Genomic DNA, 14,940 nt, shown 5'->3' on the forward strand with positions numbered 1-14,940 from the left:
TGGGGCCTGTGGCCGATCCTGGCGTTGGCATTGACGCTGGCGATGGCGTGCCCGGTGCACGCGGAGCATGCATCGCTGCGCGAGTACGGGCGTCCAGAAGGGCTGGACAACCTCGCGGTCCGCACGCTGGCCCAGGATGCCGAGGGATTCCTCTGGGCCGGCACCGAGAACGGTCTCTATCGCTTCGATGGCGGTCGCTTCCGGCGCGTGGGCGGGGAGCAGGGGTTGTCGTGGGTGAATGCGCTGGCCCCGCAGGCTGACGGGCTGTGGATCGGCACCCCTGCCGGCCTTTGGTGGTGGCGGCGCGGCACGCTCGTCAAAGTCTCTGCGGGGGACGCCGGGCCGTTGGCGGTCCTCGGCCTGGGCAGCCTGGCGGCGGGAGCTGACCGAACCCTCTGGGTGGCCGCCAAGAGCGGTTTGCACAAGGTCACGCCGCTGCCCGATGGCCAGGGCTGGCGTGCCGAGCGTGTCGTCGACGAGGCCGGGCGATCCGGACCGGGCCATCTCGGCGGCCTGCTGGCGCAGCGGGACGGGACCCTGTGGTTCGGCTGCGCCAAGGCCCTGTGCCGGCTCCGCGACGGACGCACGGAAAGTTTCGGTCCCTCGCGTGGCGTGCCGAGCTCGTTCTGGAATCGGCTGATGCTCGCCGGCGACGGTTCCGTGTGGGCCCGTGGTGGCAGCCACCTGGTGCAGATGGCACCCGGTGCCGAACGCTTCGTGCAGCAAGTCAATGCCGGCCTCGAGGCGGACGAGGCCGGTTCCTACGCGCTGGCCGAAGATGCGCAGCACCGCATCCTCACCGTCGCGCGCAGTGCGTTGCTGCGCTGGGATGGCCAGCGCTGGGAGCGGTTCGGCCCGGCGGCCGGCCTGAGCTTCGACGGGTGGCTGATGTCCCTGCTTGTCGACCGCGAGGGCGGCCTCTGGCTGGGATCCGGCGGCAATGGCCTGCTGCAGTGGCGGGGCTACGGCCCGTGGGAGAACTGGTCGGTGGGCGACGGCCTGCCTGATGGGGTGGTTTGGCGCTTCCTGCGCGAGAAGTCCGAGGCCGGGCGGCCGTTGTATGTCGGTACCGGCAAGGGCGTGTCCGTGTGGGACCCGCGGGCGCGCAGGTTCCGCTTCCTGGCGTCGAATGCCTCGGGCGCGGTGGACATCGGTGCGCTCGCGGTCGATTCGCAAGGGGTGCTCTGGGCCGGGACCTGGGGCGGCCAGGTGGTTCGCTACTCCGGCTCGCCGATCGCGCGCGGCCGGGTGGATGCCACGGTCGGAAGGGGCGAGACGATCTACGGGCTGCTGCCCGATTCGCCGCCGGGGCCGCTCATCATCGGCCTGCACCGCCTGTACGACTGGCGCCCCGCCCGCCCGGGCCCACCGCCGAAGCCGATGGACGAGGCCGTGGTGGGCCGGGGCACTTTCGGCGGCGCCTGCCGGGGGCGCGACGGCCACCTTTGGGTGGGGAGCGAAGAAGGCCTGGTGAGCGACCGGGCCGGGCGCCTGGAACTGTCCAAGGCGGGAGGCGGCGACATCTTTCGCATCGCGTGTCTGCAGGACGGCGGCCTGCTGGTGACCAACGGCGAGGACAGGCTTCACCGGATCGAGCTCCAGGGAGACCCGTTCCGGCGGGTCGATGTCACGCCGGCCGTGCTGAAGGGGCGCAGCGTGGTGGCCCTGCTGGAAGACCGGCGCGGCTGGTGGTGGGTGTCCACGGATGCCGGCGTGGCCGTGTTCAACGGGCGGAGTTGGCGCTGGCTCGACCAGGCGGCCGGCCTCGTCTGGAGCGATACCTCGGGCGGCGGGCTGTACGAGGATGCCGACGGCACGGTCTGGATCGGCACCAGCCGCGGCGCTTCGCACATGCTGGCTCCGCAGGCCCTGTTCGAGCCGGTGCTCGGCACGGTCTCGATCGAGGAGGTGCGCAGTGGATCGCGCACCGTGCCGCTGGACGCCAGGCCCGGGCTCGCCCTGCCGTGGACCCAGGATGCGCTCGAAGTGCTGCTGGCGGCGCCGGTTTACGGGGGGCGCCATGCGATGCGCATCGAGTACCGGCTGACCGGCTTCGACGATCGTTGGGCAGCGGTGCCGGGGGACTCCGTGCGCCTGACGGGCCTGCCGCCCGGCGCCTACCGTTTCGAGGCCCGGGTGATCGACCATGAGCTGGGTGTGGCCTCACCGGCCACGGGCTTCGGCTTCGAGATCGAGCCGCCCTGGTGGCGCACGCCGCAGGCTTACGCCTTGGCGATCTTCGGCGCCCTGGTGCTGGGCTTCATCGCGCACCGCTGGCGGGTGCGCCAGGTCGTCCGCCACGCGCAGGCGCTGGAGGCCCTGGTGCGGCACCGCACCCAGGAGCTGGAAGCGTCGCGAGAGCAGTTGCGCGAACTAGCCACGCGCGATGGATTGACCGGCGCCTGGAACCGGCGTGCGTTGATGGAAATCATCGAGCGCGAGGTGGGCCGCGCGCGGCGCGAGCGCTCGCCACTCACGCTGCTGCTGGCAGACATCGATCACTTCAAGCGAATCAACGACACCTTCGGCCATCCGGCGGGGGATGCGGTGCTGCGCGAGTTCGTGAATCGCCTGACGAGGGCCGTGCGCCCCTATGACGCCGTCGGTCGGTACGGCGGGGAGGAGTTCGTGCTCGTGCTGCCGGGGATGGATGCGGTCCGGCCCGACGACGGGCGGCGGCTGCAGGCCGTGCATGCGGTGATCGCCGCCGAGCCCATGCCCCAGGCGGGCCGCGTGACCTGTTCCTTCGGCGTGGTGACGCTCCTGCCCGGCATGCAGGCCGACGTCGACCAGCTCATCGCCATGGCCGACCGCGCGCTCTATCGGGCGAAGAACAACGGGCGGAACCGGGTGGAGTACGCGCAGGAGTCGGATGAAGCACCAGCATGAGGTGCCGCGCTTCGAAGCCTGTGGCTCAGCTCAAGGCGCGGTGCCCGGCAGCAGGATCCCGCGGTCCACCGTGTCGATCTTCGTGTGGCCGCAAAAGGCCATGGTGAGGTCGAGCTCGCGGTGGATGATCTCCAGCGCCTTCGTCACCCCCAGCTCGCCCATCGCGCCCAGGCCGTAGAGGAAGGCGCGGCCGATGAGGGTGCCGCGGGCGCCGAGCGCGCGGGCCTTGAGCACGTCCTGGCCCGAGCGGATGCCGCCGTCCATCCAGACCTCGATGCGCGAGCCCACCGCCTCGGCAATCGCCGGCAGGGCCTGGATCGATGACGGCGCGCCGTCGAGCTGGCGGCCGCCATGGTTGCTGACGATGAGCGCGTCGGCGCCGCTGTCGGCGGCGAGCCTCGCGTCCTCGGCATCCATGATCCCCTTGAGGATCAGCTTGCCGCCCCAGCGCTTCTTGATCCACTCGACGTCGGCCCACGACAGGGCCGGGTCGAACTGCTCGGCCGTCCAGGCCGACAGCGAAGACAGGTCGCCCACGCCCTTGGCATGGCCGACGATGTTGCCGAAGCTGCGACGCTTGGTGCCCAGCATGCCGAGGCACCAACGTGGCTTGGTGGTGAGGTTGATGAGGTTGGCGAGGGTCGGCTTGGGCGGCGCGGACAGGCCGTTCTTCAGGTCCTTGTGGCGCTGGCCGAGGATCTGCAGGTCCAGCGTCAGCATCAGCGCCGAGCACCTGGCGGCCTTGGCGCGGTCGATGAGGCGCTCGATGAAGTCGCGGTCGCGCATCACGTAGAGCTGGAACCAGAAGGGTTGCGCGGTGTGGGCGGCGACGTCCTCGATCGAGCAGATGCTCATGGTCGACAGCGTGAAGGGCACGCCGAACTTCTCGGCCGCGCGGGCGGCGAGGATCTCGCCGTCGGCGTGCTGCATGCCGGTCAGCCCCGTGGGCGCGATGGCCACCGGCATGGCGACCTTCTGCCCGACCATGGTCGTCTCGGTGCTGCGGCCTTCCATGTTCACCGCCACGCGCTGGCGCAGCAGGATCTTGCCGAAGTCGGCTTCGTTGGCGCGGTAGGTGCCTTCCGTCCACGAGCCGGAGTCGGCGTAGTCGTAGAACATGCGCGGCACGCGGCGCTTGGCGATGAGGCGCAGGTCCTCGATGTTGGTGATCACGCTCATCCGGTTGTCTCCGTGCTGGTTCTTCGCGACTGGCCCGGATGCTAGCGGCGCCCCTGTCCGGCCGGGCGGAAAGAAATTCAGGCGAAGGCGGAACCCGTTTCCGGTGCGACGAGGGCGAGCCCTTCGGCCGCGGCCTGGTGGCCTGCGGCGCGCAACCATGTCGCGAAGGCGGAGGCGCCCGGCGAGATCGGCTCGGCGGGCAGCAAGTGGTAGGCCGTCGTCGCCGGCACCAGCGGCGTCCGGCCGACTCCGAGCGCGGGCACCAGCTCGCCCGAAGCCAGCATCTGCCGCGCCAGCGCGGGCCGGGCCAGCGCGACGCCCTGGCCGCACCGGGCGGCCTCGAGCGTCAGGCCCAGGTCGACCAGGCGCGGGCCCGTGTCCGGCTCGGCCCAATCCAGCTCCATCGCGCGGAACCAGGGCAGCCAGGGTTCGACGGGCGTGCGCAGAAGCGGAAGGCGGGCGAGGTCGGCGGGAGTGCGCGGCGGATCGACGGCCAACAGGGCCGGGCTGGCCAGCGGCAGGAGGTGGTCCAGCGACAGCGGCGTGATCTCGGGTCCGAAGGAGCCGATGGCTCCGTGGCGGACCTGCAGCTCGGCTTCGGCGCCGGCGAGGTCGAGGAAGGGGACGGAGAGCACGACCTCCAGCTCGATCTCGGGATGCGCCTGCGTGAAGCTCGGCAGGGCCGGTACCAGGACCTGCCGCGCGAAGGTCGGCGGGGCGCTGATGCGCAGGCGCTCGCGCCGCTGGGCCGTGCGTTGGTGGAGCGGGACGGCGCCCAGCAGCGCCAGGGCGGCGCGCACGGAGCCGAGGTACTCCTTGCCGGCGGCCGACAGCGTGAGCGCCTTGGCGCCGCGCTGGAACAGGGCGGCACCCAGCAGCTCCTCCAGCGCGCCTATGCGCTTGCCCACCGCGCTGGCCGTCAGCGAGAGCTCGTCGGCCGCTCGCTCGAAGGTGCCCAGGCGCGCCGCGGCCTCGAAGGCGCGCAGGGCGTCGAGCGAGGGCAGGCGAAGGTCGGGCGGCAAGGGTGCGGTCACGGCCGCACTCTAGCGCCGGCTCGGCTCAGCCGCCGCCGGGCCGCCCCTAGGCAGCTGATCCCCTTGGGGGACCGACGCCGAAGGCGGCGTAGGGGCCCATTTTTTTCAGGCCGTTTCCGTCTCGCCCGGCTGCGGCGCCGCCGAGCAACTCTTGCCGCCGCAGCCGGTGATGGGCCGCGCGGCCGGCGGGCGGGCGATGTGACCGGTGGCGGGGTCGTGGCCGATCTGGTCGAGATGCGAAGCCAGCGCCGCATCCATGGATTGCGCGTGGACGCGAAACCAATGGCCCAGCTCGGGCAGCACGCGTTGCATCGGGCCGAAATCGCCCAGCTCGCGAGCCAGGCGGTCGACCTCCTGCATCAGCTCCAGCACTTGTGCGTGCTGGAAGCTGTGGCAGTTCTCGCGTGCGAACCCGGACTCGGCCATCCAGCGGTCCTCCTGGCCGAAGTGCGCGCGGGTGTGCTCGATGAGCGTGGCATACGAGGCCAGGGCGACGGGCGGGGATTCGGCCAGGGCCGCTTCGGCGGCGGCCAGGAGCGCGACGAACTCCTCGTGCGTCGCATCCATGGCGGGGTGATCGAGGACGAGTTCGTCGGACCAGGTCAGCATGGGTATCTCGTGGGGCAACTCGGGTTCTGGCGCGATCTTGAAGGGCGCTTCGCGCGGGCTGCGCCCCTTCTGCGGCCGGCTTGCGCCAGATCAAGTCGAGCGGCTCACACCCGCCGGCGCCTGGGCGTGAAGTTGAGCTGGCCGGCGGCCTTGGTGGACGGGCCGGCGTCGACCTGCACCTTCACCGGCGACTGCTCCTGCAACTGGTCCGGATGCCACAGGGTGACTTCGGCGGCACCCTCGGGCACGCCCTCGAGGTGGGCGATGCCCTTGGCGTCGGTCTTGGCGAACCAGGGGGTCGCGCTCACGTAGACCTGGCCGCGCATCGAGCCGTGGATGTGGCAGCCCAGGCCGATCGGCCCGGCGTGGTTCAGCTTGACCTCGGCCGTGGTGGTGCCGGACTTCTTGGATGGAGCCGCGGCGGTCTTGTATTCATCGTCGTAGCTGCTGCTTCGCTGGGCGGTCTTGGCCGCGTCCAGCCGCAGCTCGAAGTACTCCACCGCCGGCATGCTCCCCAGAGGCCCGCTGGGCATGGAGCGCACGTGGTGGTCGTAGCCGTCCTGGTTCACGAAACGCAGCGTGCTGCCCACCGGCACGACGGTGAGGAAGGGCACGAAGCGCAGGTTCTCTTGCGCGATGACGACAGGTGCTGCGGCGGGCTTGGGCGAGGGCTGGTTGGGCACTTGCAGCAGCACGACGACGTCGGCGGCGGGTTGGCCATCTCGGTCGGTGACGGTGATGTCCAGCGTGCCCGCGACGGAAGCTGAGGAGGCCGAAGCGGCCAGGACGAGTGCGGCGAAGGAGGTCGTCAGGTGGGTCTTCATCGTGGTGGCTCGGACTCAGGGGACGTTGATGATCTCGCGGTGCATGGGCGCCAGCAGCGCCAGGAGGCGGTTCTGCGTGCCGAAGGGGATGCCCCGCGCATCCATCGACTGCTGGAGCACCTCGACCAGCGCATTGAAGGCGGCGCGGTCGATGTCCACGCCTTCGTGCACGCGTTTCATGTCCGGGCCTTCGCGCCGGCAAGGGCCGCCGGACACCTCGCAGATCTGCAGCACCAGCTCGGCCCGGATGTGCGCCTGGTCGGCTTCCTTGAAGAAGGGGTTCATGCGCGGGTCGGCCAGCAGGCGCTGCATGAAGTCTTCCATCAGCGCTTCCAGGCCGGGCCGGGCGCCGAGCTGGCGGTAGAGGCTGTCGTCGGCGGCGAAGCCGGGGGTGGACAGGGCGAGGGCGCAGATCGCGGCGGACAGCAGACGGGCGAGCAGGGATGGCATCTTCATGGCAGACCTCAGAACGCCAGCTGGGCGGAAAGGTAGGCGCCTGTCTGGCGGCGGGGCACGACCGCCGGCACGATGTGGCCGAGGTCGACGTAGGCGGCGGTCAGCGAGAAGGCCTTGCAGGGCGCCCAGGCGATGAAGAGGTCGGCCCAGTCGTCCTCCTTCAGGCCCGCGCCGAGCGGCGAAGGGTTCAGGTTGTCGGGCTTGGCGCGGTACTCGATGCCGAGGGCCAGGTCCTTGCGCAGCAGCCAGGCCAGCGAGACCTCGGGTTGCAGCGAGTAGCCGTCGTGGGCCGTGCCGCCGAAGCCGAGCAGGCCGTTCTGGTTGGCGCGGGTCAGGCGCAGGGTGCCGTTGACCAGCACGCCTGGCGCGAGGAACAGCTTGGTGGCGCTCAAGTAGAGGTCGGTGCCGCTGGTGTCGGCGCCCAGCGCCTTCAGCGTTGGCGCCAGGCCGCCGGCATCGACGTGCTTTTGCTCCAGGCCGACGGCCAGCTGCGGCAGCCAGGTGTCGCTGTCGAGCACGGCTTCGCCCACGAAGTGCCACTTGAAGCCGATGATGTCCTGCTTGAGGTGCAGGCCCGGCAGGCCGAGCGCCGGGCCGGTGGGGCCGGTGTCGAAATCCTGGTGGGCGAGCGAGACCTCGAAGCGGTCGTCCACGCCTGCCGCGGCCCCATAGGCGTTCATCGCGTAGGCCTGGGTGGTGGTGCGGGTGGCGAAGGCCGTGGCGCCGAACTGGTGGGCGGTGGCGTAGCTGGCCGTCACCGCCCAGGGCGTGAGGCCGCCGCCGGCTGCGCCGTCTATCGAGCTGACGCCGCCCGTCAGCAGCAGCTTGCCCTGGCCGTGGGTGAGCGGTGGCGCGGGGTCCTCGGCCGCGTGGGCGGCGAGTCCGAGGCCCATCAGCAGGGCGGCGTAGAAGCGGGCGTGGCGTGGCGGCATGCGATCGGGCGGAGTGTCGGTGCTCCAGCTACGGGGCAGCTGCGGCATTGGATGCACGCCGCGGCGGCGCGGCGCGCCCTTTCGCCGCCGCGCCGCGGGCTGCCGTGCGTTTGTTCACGCCTCGCCGTCGAAGAGCGGCAGGTTGTAGGCGGCCGGCGGCTCCTCGGCGGTGGTTGCCGCCGCCGTGGTGCGTTTCGGAGCCGCCCCGGCACGAGCCCGCGCCTGTGCCTGCCGGGCCTGCCACTCGCCCGGCGTCATCAGCTTGCCTCCGCGCACGCCCAGCAGGCGCAGGCGGCGAGTCAGGTCGACCCGCTTGAGGCACTCGCCGGCCGCGCGTCGGATGGCCAGTGCATCGGACGTGGGCTCGGGCAGCGTCAGGTCGCGGGTGGCGATCTTGAAATCGTCGAAGCGCAGCTTGATGCCAATGGTCTGGCTGAGGTAGCCCTTGCGCTGCAGGCCGGCGGCGAGCTCTTCGCACAGCTGGGTGAAGATGGTACCGAGCTGGGCCTTGTCGCGCACGGCGTGCAGGTCGCGGTCGAAGGTGGTCTCGTGGCTCATCGAGACCGGCTCGCCATCGGTGACCAGCGGCCTGTCGTCGCGGCCCCAGGCGGCGTCGTTCAGCCAGGCTCCGTAGCTGCGGCCGAAGTGCTCTATGAGCCAGGGGCGTTCACAACGGGCCAGGTCGCCCACGGTCTGGATGCCGAGCTCGGCCATCCGGGCCGCCGCCTTGGGCCCGATGCCGTTCACCTTGCGGGCGGCCAGGGGCCAGATGCGGGTCGGCACATCGTCCATCGTCAGCACGGTGAGGCCGTCGGGCTTCTCCAGCTCGGAGGCCAGCTTGGACAGCAGCTTGTTGGGCGTGACCCCTATCGAGCAGGTCAGGCCGCCGGTGGCGCGCTTGACGTTGTTCTTGATCTCCAGCGCCAGGGCCCGCACGCCGCCGAGGGGGTCGTGCCCCACCGGCTCCTGGGCGCCGGGGACGTTCGTCAGGTCGATGTAGATCTCGTCTATGCCGCGGTCCTCGATCACCGGGGCCAGCTCGGCCACGGCCGCCTTGAACCGGCGCGAGTACAGGCGGTACTGCTCGAAATCCACCGGCAGCAGCACCGCGTTGGGCGCGAGCGCGGCGGCCTTCATCGTGCCCATGGCGGAGAACACGCCCATGGCTCGGGCCTCGTAGGTGGAGGTGGTGATGACCCCGCGGCCGGCGTAATCCTTCAGCAGCGAGTAGCGCCGGGTGCCGTCGGGCAGCACTTCGGGCTGGTGGCGCCGACCACCACCCACCACCACCGGCTTGCCCCGCAGATCGGGGTAGCGCAGCAGCTCGACGGACGCGTAGAAAGCGTCCATGTCGAGGTGGGCGATGAGACGTCGGGGCGGGGGCATACAGGCGGCAGACCTGTATGGATTATCAGTGCCTGATGGCGCTTGTGCCAGTGGGCAGGCTGGGCTTCGACAGGCTCAGCCCGAACGGGATGGAGGTTGGAGCCATCCCACCCCCCGTTCGCCCTGAGCCTGTCGAAGGGCCTCGCGCAAGGAGGCTTCGACGAGCTCAGCCCGAACGGCGTGGACGTTGGAGGCATTTCACCCCCCGTTCACCCTGAGCCTGTCGAAGGGCCTCGTGCAAGGAGGCTTCGACGAGCTCAGCCCGAACGGGGTGGAGGTTGGAGCCATCCCACCACCCGTTCGACCTGAGCCCGTCGAAGGGCCTGAAGCACAAAGGCATCGACGAGCTCAGCCCGAACGGCGTGGAGGTTGGAGCCATCCCACCCCCCGTTCGCCCTGAGCCTGTCGAAGGGCCTGAAGCACAAAGGCTTCGACGAGCTCAGCCCGAACGGGTTGGAGGTTGGAGCATCCCACCATCCGTTCACCCTGAGCCTGTCGAAGGGCCTGAAGCACAAAGGCTTCGACGAGCTCAGCCCGAACGGGTTGGAGGTTGGAGCATCCCACCACCCGTTCACCCTGAGCCTGTCGAAGGGCCTGAAGCACAAAGGCTTCGACGAGCTCAGCCCGAACGGGTTGGAGGTTGGAGCATCCCACCCCCCGTTCGCCCTGAGCCTGTCGAAGGGCCTGAAGCACAAAGGCTTCGACAGGCTCAGCCCGAACGGGGTGGAGGTTGAGCCGTCCCACCACCCGTTCACCCTGAGCCTGTCGAAGAGGCCTGAAGCACGAAGGCTTCGACAGGCTCAGGCCGAACGGAAGGGAGCTTGAGCCAGAGCGGGGGAGGTTGATCCCGAACGCGGTCGAGCTGGATGCCCTCAGTGCCCCAGCCGCGCGCGGTGCCTTTCGATCTGCGCGCGCACCTGCTGAGGAGCGGTGCCGCCGATCACGTTGCGGGCGTTGAGCGAGCCGGTGAGGCTCAGCACCTCGAACACGTCCTCGCCGATGCTCGCATGCAGGGATTGCAGCGCTGTCAGCGGCAGCTCCGACAGGTCCACGCCTCGACCGAGCGCCTCCTTGACGGCGTGGGCCACCACCTCGTGCGCGTCGCGGAAGGGCAGGCCCTTCTTGACGAGGTAGTCGGCCAGGTCGGTCGCGGTGGCGTAGCCGCGTCGGGCGGCGGACTGCATGGCCTCGGCCTTGACCTTGAGGCCTCCCGAACGGGTGCCGTTGGCGGCATCGATCTCGCCACCCACCATCTCGGCCATGATGCGCAGCGTGTCCTTGACCGTGTCCACGGTGTCGAACAGCGGCTCCTTGTCTTCCTGGTTGTCCTTGTTGTAGGTCAGCGGCTGGCCCTTCATCAGGGTGATCAGCGCCATCAGGTGGCCGACGACGCGGCCGCTCTTGCCGCGGGCCAGCTCGGCGACGTCCGGGTTGCGCTTCTGCGGCATGATCGACGAGCCGGTGCAGTAGCGGTCCGACAGGTCGATGAAGCTGAAGTTCTGGCTCATCCACAGCACGATCTCTTCGGCCAGGCGCGAGACGTGCACCATGACCAGCGAGGCGAAGGCGGTGAACTCGATCGCGAAGTCGCGGTCGCTCACCGCATCCAGCGAGTTCTGGCAAACGCCGTCGAAGCCCAGCGCCTGGGCCACGCTTTCGCGGTCCAGCGGGTAGCTGGTGCCGGCCAGGGCGGCGGCGCCCAGTGGCAGGCGGTTGACGCGCTTGCGCACGTCGGCCAGCCGCTCGCCGTCACGGGCGAACATCTCCACGTAGGCCAGCAGGTGGTGCGCGAAGCTGACCGGCTGCGCGACCTGCATGTGGGTGAAGCCGGGCATCACCGTCTCGGTGTGGTGCGAAGCCACCGAGATCAGCGCGCGCTGCATGTCGGCCAGCAGGGTCGCGATGGCATCGATCTCGCCGCGCAGCCACAGGCGCACGTCGGTGGCGACCTGGTCGTTGCGCGAGCGGCCGGTGTGCAGGCGCTTGCCGGCATCGCCCACCAGCTGGGTCAGCCGGGCCTCGATGTTCAGGTGGACGTCCTCGAGCTCGTCCTTCCAGACGAACTCGCCGTTCTCGATCTCGCTCTTCACCTGCGCCATGCCGCGCTCGATGTCGGCCAGGTCCTGCGTGGCGATCACCCCCTGGCGCGCGAGCATCGCGGCGTGGGCCAGGCTGCCCTCGATGTCGGCCCGCCACAGGCGCTGGTCGAACGAGACACTGGCCGTGTAGCGCTTGACCAGCTCGCTCATCGGCTCCGAGAACAGGGCTGACCAAGCCTGGGACTTTTTGTCGAGTTGGGTCATTGGAGCCCCTCGTCCGATGAGTACATCGGCCGATCCCCCGAGGGGATGCCGGCCGGCTGGGGAGCGGCCCGGCGCTCGGCCGGCGTCGCGCTGATGAGCGTTGCGGTGGGCATGTGATGTTCCGTCAGGGAAACCCTGGATTCTAGAAGTCGCGGGGACGAGCGGCCTGGTCCCGCCGACGACAATGGCCGCCGTGAGACCGACGCAAGACACCGGCACCGCCAGCACGCTCTTCGATGACCTGCGCGAGGCCGTCACGGCCCCTGACCCCTCCCGGCCCGAGCCGCTGCCCCTGTGCCGCAGCGGCACGATGTTGAGGGCCCTGCTGCTGGTCGTGGTGGTGCTGGGCACGGCCCTGCTGTTCAGCGCCCACAGCTTGTTCGGCTGGCTGGAGGAGCTGGCCTCGGCCGCCACCGTGGCCGTGCCGGCCACCTTGCTGTGGGTGCTGGTGGCCTGTGCAGGGCGCCGCGTGATCGCTCGGGCCGCAGCTCCTTTGCAGGTGGGCGTGGCCGCTGCGTTCGGCGCCGCCGCCGCGCTGGCCCTGTGGTGGCCGCTGGCCTCCGTCGGCATGGCGCCTTCGCCGGCCTCCCACCCGCTGGCGCCGGCCTTGGCGGGCGCCTTGATGGCGGCGCTGGTGTTCCAGAACGAACGGTGGCGTGAACGCGCTCGCCTGCCGGCCGCGGCCGCGGCCCGCCTGGCAGACCTGCAGACCCGCATTCGCCCGCACTTCCTGTTCAACACGCTCAACACCGCGATCGCCCTGGTGCAGCTGGATCCGCAACGCGCCGAGGAGGTGCTGGAGGACCTGTCCGACCTGTTTCGCGCCGCGCTGGGCGCGCTGGACCAGGCGACCACGCTCGGCGCCGAGATCGAGTTGAGCCGGCGCTATCTCGCCATCGAGCAGCTGCGCTTTGGCCGCCGGCTCGACGTCGAATGGGATCTCGATGCCAACGCGACGGCGGCCCGGCTGCCGCCGCTGGCCCTGCAGCCGCTGATCGAGAACGCCGTGCGCCACGGCATAGAGCCGGCCGACAAGGGCGGAACGATAGAGATCCGCACCCGCCGCCGCCGCGACCGGGTGCTGATCTCGGTGACGAACACCGTCGCGTCCGGCCCCTCGAAGGCCGGCCATGGCATCGGCATTGCCAGCGTCCGCGAACGCCTGCGGCTGATGCATGATCTGGACGCCGATTTCCGCAGCGGCCTGACCGAGGACGGCCGCTACCGCGTCAGCATCGGGATACCCGTCTGAACATGGATCGACTACGCGTCCTCATCGTCGACGACGAACCGCTGGCCCGCATGCGGCTGCGGGGTCTGCTGGCCGACTGCGTCCACCCGGGCGCCACGGTGGTCGACGAAGCCGGCAGTGCCGCCGAAGCGCTGCACGCCCTGGCCCGGCTGCAGGTCGACGCGGTGCTGCTGGACATCCACATGCCGGGCATGGATGGCATGGCGTTGGCCCAGCGCCTGCGCGACCAGCCGGTCGCTCCGGCGGTGGTGCTGGTCACCGCGCACGCCGAGCATGCGCTGCAGGCCTTCGAGGTCGATGCCGTCGATTACCTGACCAAGCCGGTCCGGCGCGCGCGCCTGCAGGAGGCGCTGGTGCGCGTGGAGCAGCGCCTGGGCCGCTCGAGCTCTGTGGCCCCGCCCGTGCAGACGGTCGACGTGCCGACGCTGGTGGTGAGCGACCGCGGCCGCGTGCTGCGCATCCCCGTGTCCGAGGTGGTCTACCTGCGCGCCGAGATGAAGTACGTGACGCTGGTCACCGCCAGGCATCGCTACGTGCTCGACGACGCCTTGTCGGATCTGGAGCAGCGCCTGGGCGAGGCGGTGGTGCGCATCCACCGCAGCATGGTGGTCGCGAAGTCGGCGGTGCGGGCCCTGGAGCGCCGGGCGCCGGTCAACGGCGAGGCGGACGAAGGCGGGGAAACCTGGGCCGTGCAGGTCGAGCCCGGCGGCGAGTGGCTGCAGGTCTCGCGCCGCCAGCTGCCCCAGGTGCGCGAGGTGCTCGCGCGTGCCGGCTGAAGCCTCGCGCCGGCGGCGGCGCGCGGCCTGGGCCGCGGGCGGCGTGCTGGCGTTGGGACTCGGCTGGCTCGCCATCGTCGCGCTGCGCGATGACTCGCAGACCGCCTCGTCGGTGCCGTCCGGGCCGGGCATCGACATGGCAGCGGCAGCCCTGGGCGCCGTGGCGGCTCAGCTGGCGGCGTCGGCCGCGTCGGCTCCGGCCTCCATTCCAGCGGCGGCATCGGGCACCGCTGCCGAGCCGGTCGACGCCGCCTGCCCGCCGGCGTGGCGTGCCCTGGCCGGCCAGCCGGCCGATGCAGTGGACCGCGCCTTTCGCCGCCTGCGGCCGGCGGCGCTGGCGCACGCCTCGCGCCTGCTCATGGCTTCGTCGGATCCGTTCGAGCGTGTCTCCGGCCAACTGCTGGGCGCCCGGGCGAAAGCGCCGGACGAGGCCCCCCCGCCCGAAGCCTTTCTCAACCTGGTGAGCGAAGCGCTCGCCGGTTCGGATCTGCGGGTCGCGGGCCTGGCCGCGCAGATGTGCGCCAGCCCTTCGACCGAGCCGCCCGCCGCCTGCTCCTCCTTCACGCCGCAGCACTGGGCCGCCGCCGATCCGGACAACATCCAGCCCTGGCTGGCGCTGGCGGCGCACGCCCAGGACAGCGGTGACGTCGCCGGTGTGCGCGAGGCCATGGCGCGGGCGACGCAGGCGGGCGCGAACCGGCTGGTCAGCGCCGAGCTGCCCCGCCTGGCACGCAGCCCCGCGCTGCAGGCGCTGTCGCCGGTCGAGCGTGAAGTGCTGGTGATCGACCTGCTGGGGGTGGGCAATGCCCTGACGGCGGTCGGCTCGCTCGAGGTGTCCCGCCTGTGCCCTGCCCAGGGCATGGGCACATTGCGCGAGCAGCAGTGCGGCCTGATCGCCGAACGCCTGGTCGACCAGGGCCAGACGCTGATCGAACGCGGCATCGGCATCTCCATCGGCCGCCGGACCGGCTGGGATGCCGACCGCGTGACCGCGCTGGACGCCGAGCAGCGCGAACTGCTGGAGGCCCTGGGCGATGCGACCGGATTCATCTCGCCCTCGGAGGGGCCGATGACGCTCGCCCAGGCCTGCGAAACCTGGCGCCGTATCGATGCCGTGACCGCGCTGATCACCACCGACACCGAAATCGCGCTGGCACGCCATGCGCTGCAGCAGCAACAGGCGACTTCACCGACGGATCGGTGATCCGATGGCGGGTTTCATCGAGCGCGCGAAGCGCCGCTCGCCTCCAAGGGCGTGCGCGGATCCGGCTACGCCGGTCCGCTGCGCGGCCCCCCGGGG

The 14,940-nt window shown here is 70.9% G+C and carries 13 protein-coding genes; 5 read left to right on the forward strand and 8 right to left on the reverse strand.

Translation table 11 applies throughout. From position 1 onward, the window contains the following. The first annotated feature begins 24 nt into the window (after positions 1–24). Positions 25–2,889: a ligand-binding sensor domain-containing diguanylate cyclase gene (locus ACS5PM_RS04285; RefSeq protein WP_439385817.1), complete on the forward strand. Its 2,865-nt coding sequence runs from the start codon at positions 25–27 to the stop codon at positions 2,887–2,889. A gap of 30 nt (positions 2,890–2,919) precedes the next feature. On the opposite strand, the gene ACS5PM_RS04290 is transcribed toward ACS5PM_RS04285, so the two are convergent. The 7 genes from ACS5PM_RS04290 to ACS5PM_RS04320 all read right to left on the reverse strand — a co-directional run bounded on the left by ACS5PM_RS04290 (position 2,920) and on the right by ACS5PM_RS04320 (position 9,309). Further along, positions 2,920–4,068, reverse strand: a complete 1,149-nt coding sequence (locus tag ACS5PM_RS04290; protein WP_439385819.1) for an alpha-hydroxy acid oxidase — start codon at positions 4,066–4,068, stop codon at positions 2,920–2,922. Between the two features lie 77 nt (positions 4,069–4,145). Next, on the reverse strand, positions 4,146–5,102 hold the full coding sequence (locus ACS5PM_RS04295; protein WP_439385821.1) for a LysR substrate-binding domain-containing protein: 957 nt from the start codon (positions 5,100–5,102) through the stop codon (positions 4,146–4,148). 105 nt (positions 5,103–5,207) lie between these two features. Beyond that, entirely contained in the window at positions 5,208–5,711 is a 504-nt protein-coding gene (locus tag ACS5PM_RS04300) for a hemerythrin domain-containing protein (protein ID WP_439385823.1), read from the reverse strand. Positions 5,712–5,815: 104 nt separating this feature from the next. Beyond that, the gene (locus ACS5PM_RS04305; protein WP_439385825.1) at positions 5,816–6,535 is read right to left on the reverse strand and encodes a cupredoxin domain-containing protein; all 720 of its coding nucleotides are present in this window, start codon (positions 6,533–6,535) and stop codon (positions 5,816–5,818) included. Between the two features lie 15 nt (positions 6,536–6,550). After that, positions 6,551–6,991 (reverse strand): group I truncated hemoglobin, encoded by a 441-nt coding sequence (locus ACS5PM_RS04310; protein WP_439385827.1) that lies wholly within the window; start codon positions 6,989–6,991, stop codon positions 6,551–6,553. Between the two features lie 8 nt (positions 6,992–6,999). Further along, positions 7,000–7,923, reverse strand: coding sequence for a DUF3034 family protein (locus tag ACS5PM_RS04315; RefSeq protein WP_439385829.1), 924 nt, complete (start codon positions 7,921–7,923; stop codon positions 7,000–7,002). 114 nt (positions 7,924–8,037) lie between these two features. Continuing rightward, complete coding sequence (locus ACS5PM_RS04320) at positions 8,038–9,309, reverse strand: DNA polymerase Y family protein (RefSeq protein ID WP_439385831.1); 1,272 nt, start codon at positions 9,307–9,309, stop codon at positions 8,038–8,040. A gap of 369 nt (positions 9,310–9,678) precedes the next feature. Here ACS5PM_RS04320 and ACS5PM_RS04325 point away from each other — a divergent pair, with 369 nt between their 5' ends. Then, on the forward strand, positions 9,679–10,134 hold the full coding sequence (locus ACS5PM_RS04325) for a hypothetical protein (RefSeq protein ID WP_439385833.1): 456 nt from the start codon (positions 9,679–9,681) through the stop codon (positions 10,132–10,134). A gap of 47 nt (positions 10,135–10,181) precedes the next feature. Here the strand turns inward: ACS5PM_RS04325 and argH are convergent, their stop codons facing one another. Continuing rightward, positions 10,182–11,612, reverse strand: a complete 1,431-nt coding sequence (argH, locus tag ACS5PM_RS04330) for an argininosuccinate lyase (protein ID WP_439385835.1) — start codon at positions 11,610–11,612, stop codon at positions 10,182–10,184. A 193-nt stretch (positions 11,613–11,805) separates the two neighbouring features. On the opposite strand from argH, the gene ACS5PM_RS04335 reads away from it, so the two are divergent. The 3 genes from ACS5PM_RS04335 to ACS5PM_RS04345 are packed head-to-tail and all read left to right on the forward strand — an operon-like array spanning position 11,806 to position 14,844. Continuing rightward, a complete protein-coding gene (locus tag ACS5PM_RS04335) occupies positions 11,806–12,864 on the forward strand; it encodes a sensor histidine kinase (RefSeq protein WP_439385837.1) in 1,059 nt (352 codons plus the stop codon). Between the two features lie 2 nt (positions 12,865–12,866). Then, complete coding sequence (locus ACS5PM_RS04340) at positions 12,867–13,640, forward strand: LytR/AlgR family response regulator transcription factor (protein ID WP_439385840.1); 774 nt, start codon at positions 12,867–12,869, stop codon at positions 13,638–13,640. Further along, a complete protein-coding gene (locus ACS5PM_RS04345; RefSeq protein ID WP_439385842.1) occupies positions 13,630–14,844 on the forward strand; it encodes a hypothetical protein in 1,215 nt (404 codons plus the stop codon). Before ACS5PM_RS04340 ends, ACS5PM_RS04345 begins: the two co-directional genes overlap by 11 nt. Positions 14,845–14,940 lie beyond the last annotated feature (96 nt).

It is taken from the genome of Ideonella flava (assembly GCF_051857595.1).
Classification (GTDB): Bacteria; Pseudomonadota; Gammaproteobacteria; order Burkholderiales; family Burkholderiaceae_C; genus Ideonella.

Coding starts and splice junctions, on each gene's coding strand:
- ACS5PM_RS04290 (WP_439385819.1), bottom strand. CDS start 4,068: ATGAGCGTGATCACCAACATCGAGGACCTGCGCCTCATCGCCAAGCGC.
- ACS5PM_RS04300 (WP_439385823.1), bottom strand. CDS start 5,711: ATGCTGACCTGGTCCGACGAACTCGTCCTCGATCACCCCGCCATGGAT.
- ACS5PM_RS04305 (WP_439385825.1), bottom strand. CDS start 6,535: ATGAAGACCCACCTGACGACCTCCTTCGCCGCACTCGTCCTGGCCGCT.
- ACS5PM_RS04310 (WP_439385827.1), bottom strand. CDS start 6,991: ATGAAGATGCCATCCCTGCTCGCCCGTCTGCTGTCCGCCGCGATCTGC.
- ACS5PM_RS04315 (WP_439385829.1), bottom strand. CDS start 7,923: ATGCCGCCACGCCACGCCCGCTTCTACGCCGCCCTGCTGATGGGCCTC.
- ACS5PM_RS04320 (WP_439385831.1), bottom strand. CDS start 9,309: ATGCCCCCGCCCCGACGTCTCATCGCCCACCTCGACATGGACGCTTTC.
- argH (WP_439385835.1), bottom strand. CDS start 11,612: ATGACCCAACTCGACAAAAAGTCCCAGGCTTGGTCAGCCCTGTTCTCG.
- ACS5PM_RS04340 (WP_439385840.1), top strand. CDS start 12,867: ATGGATCGACTACGCGTCCTCATCGTCGACGACGAACCGCTGGCCCGC.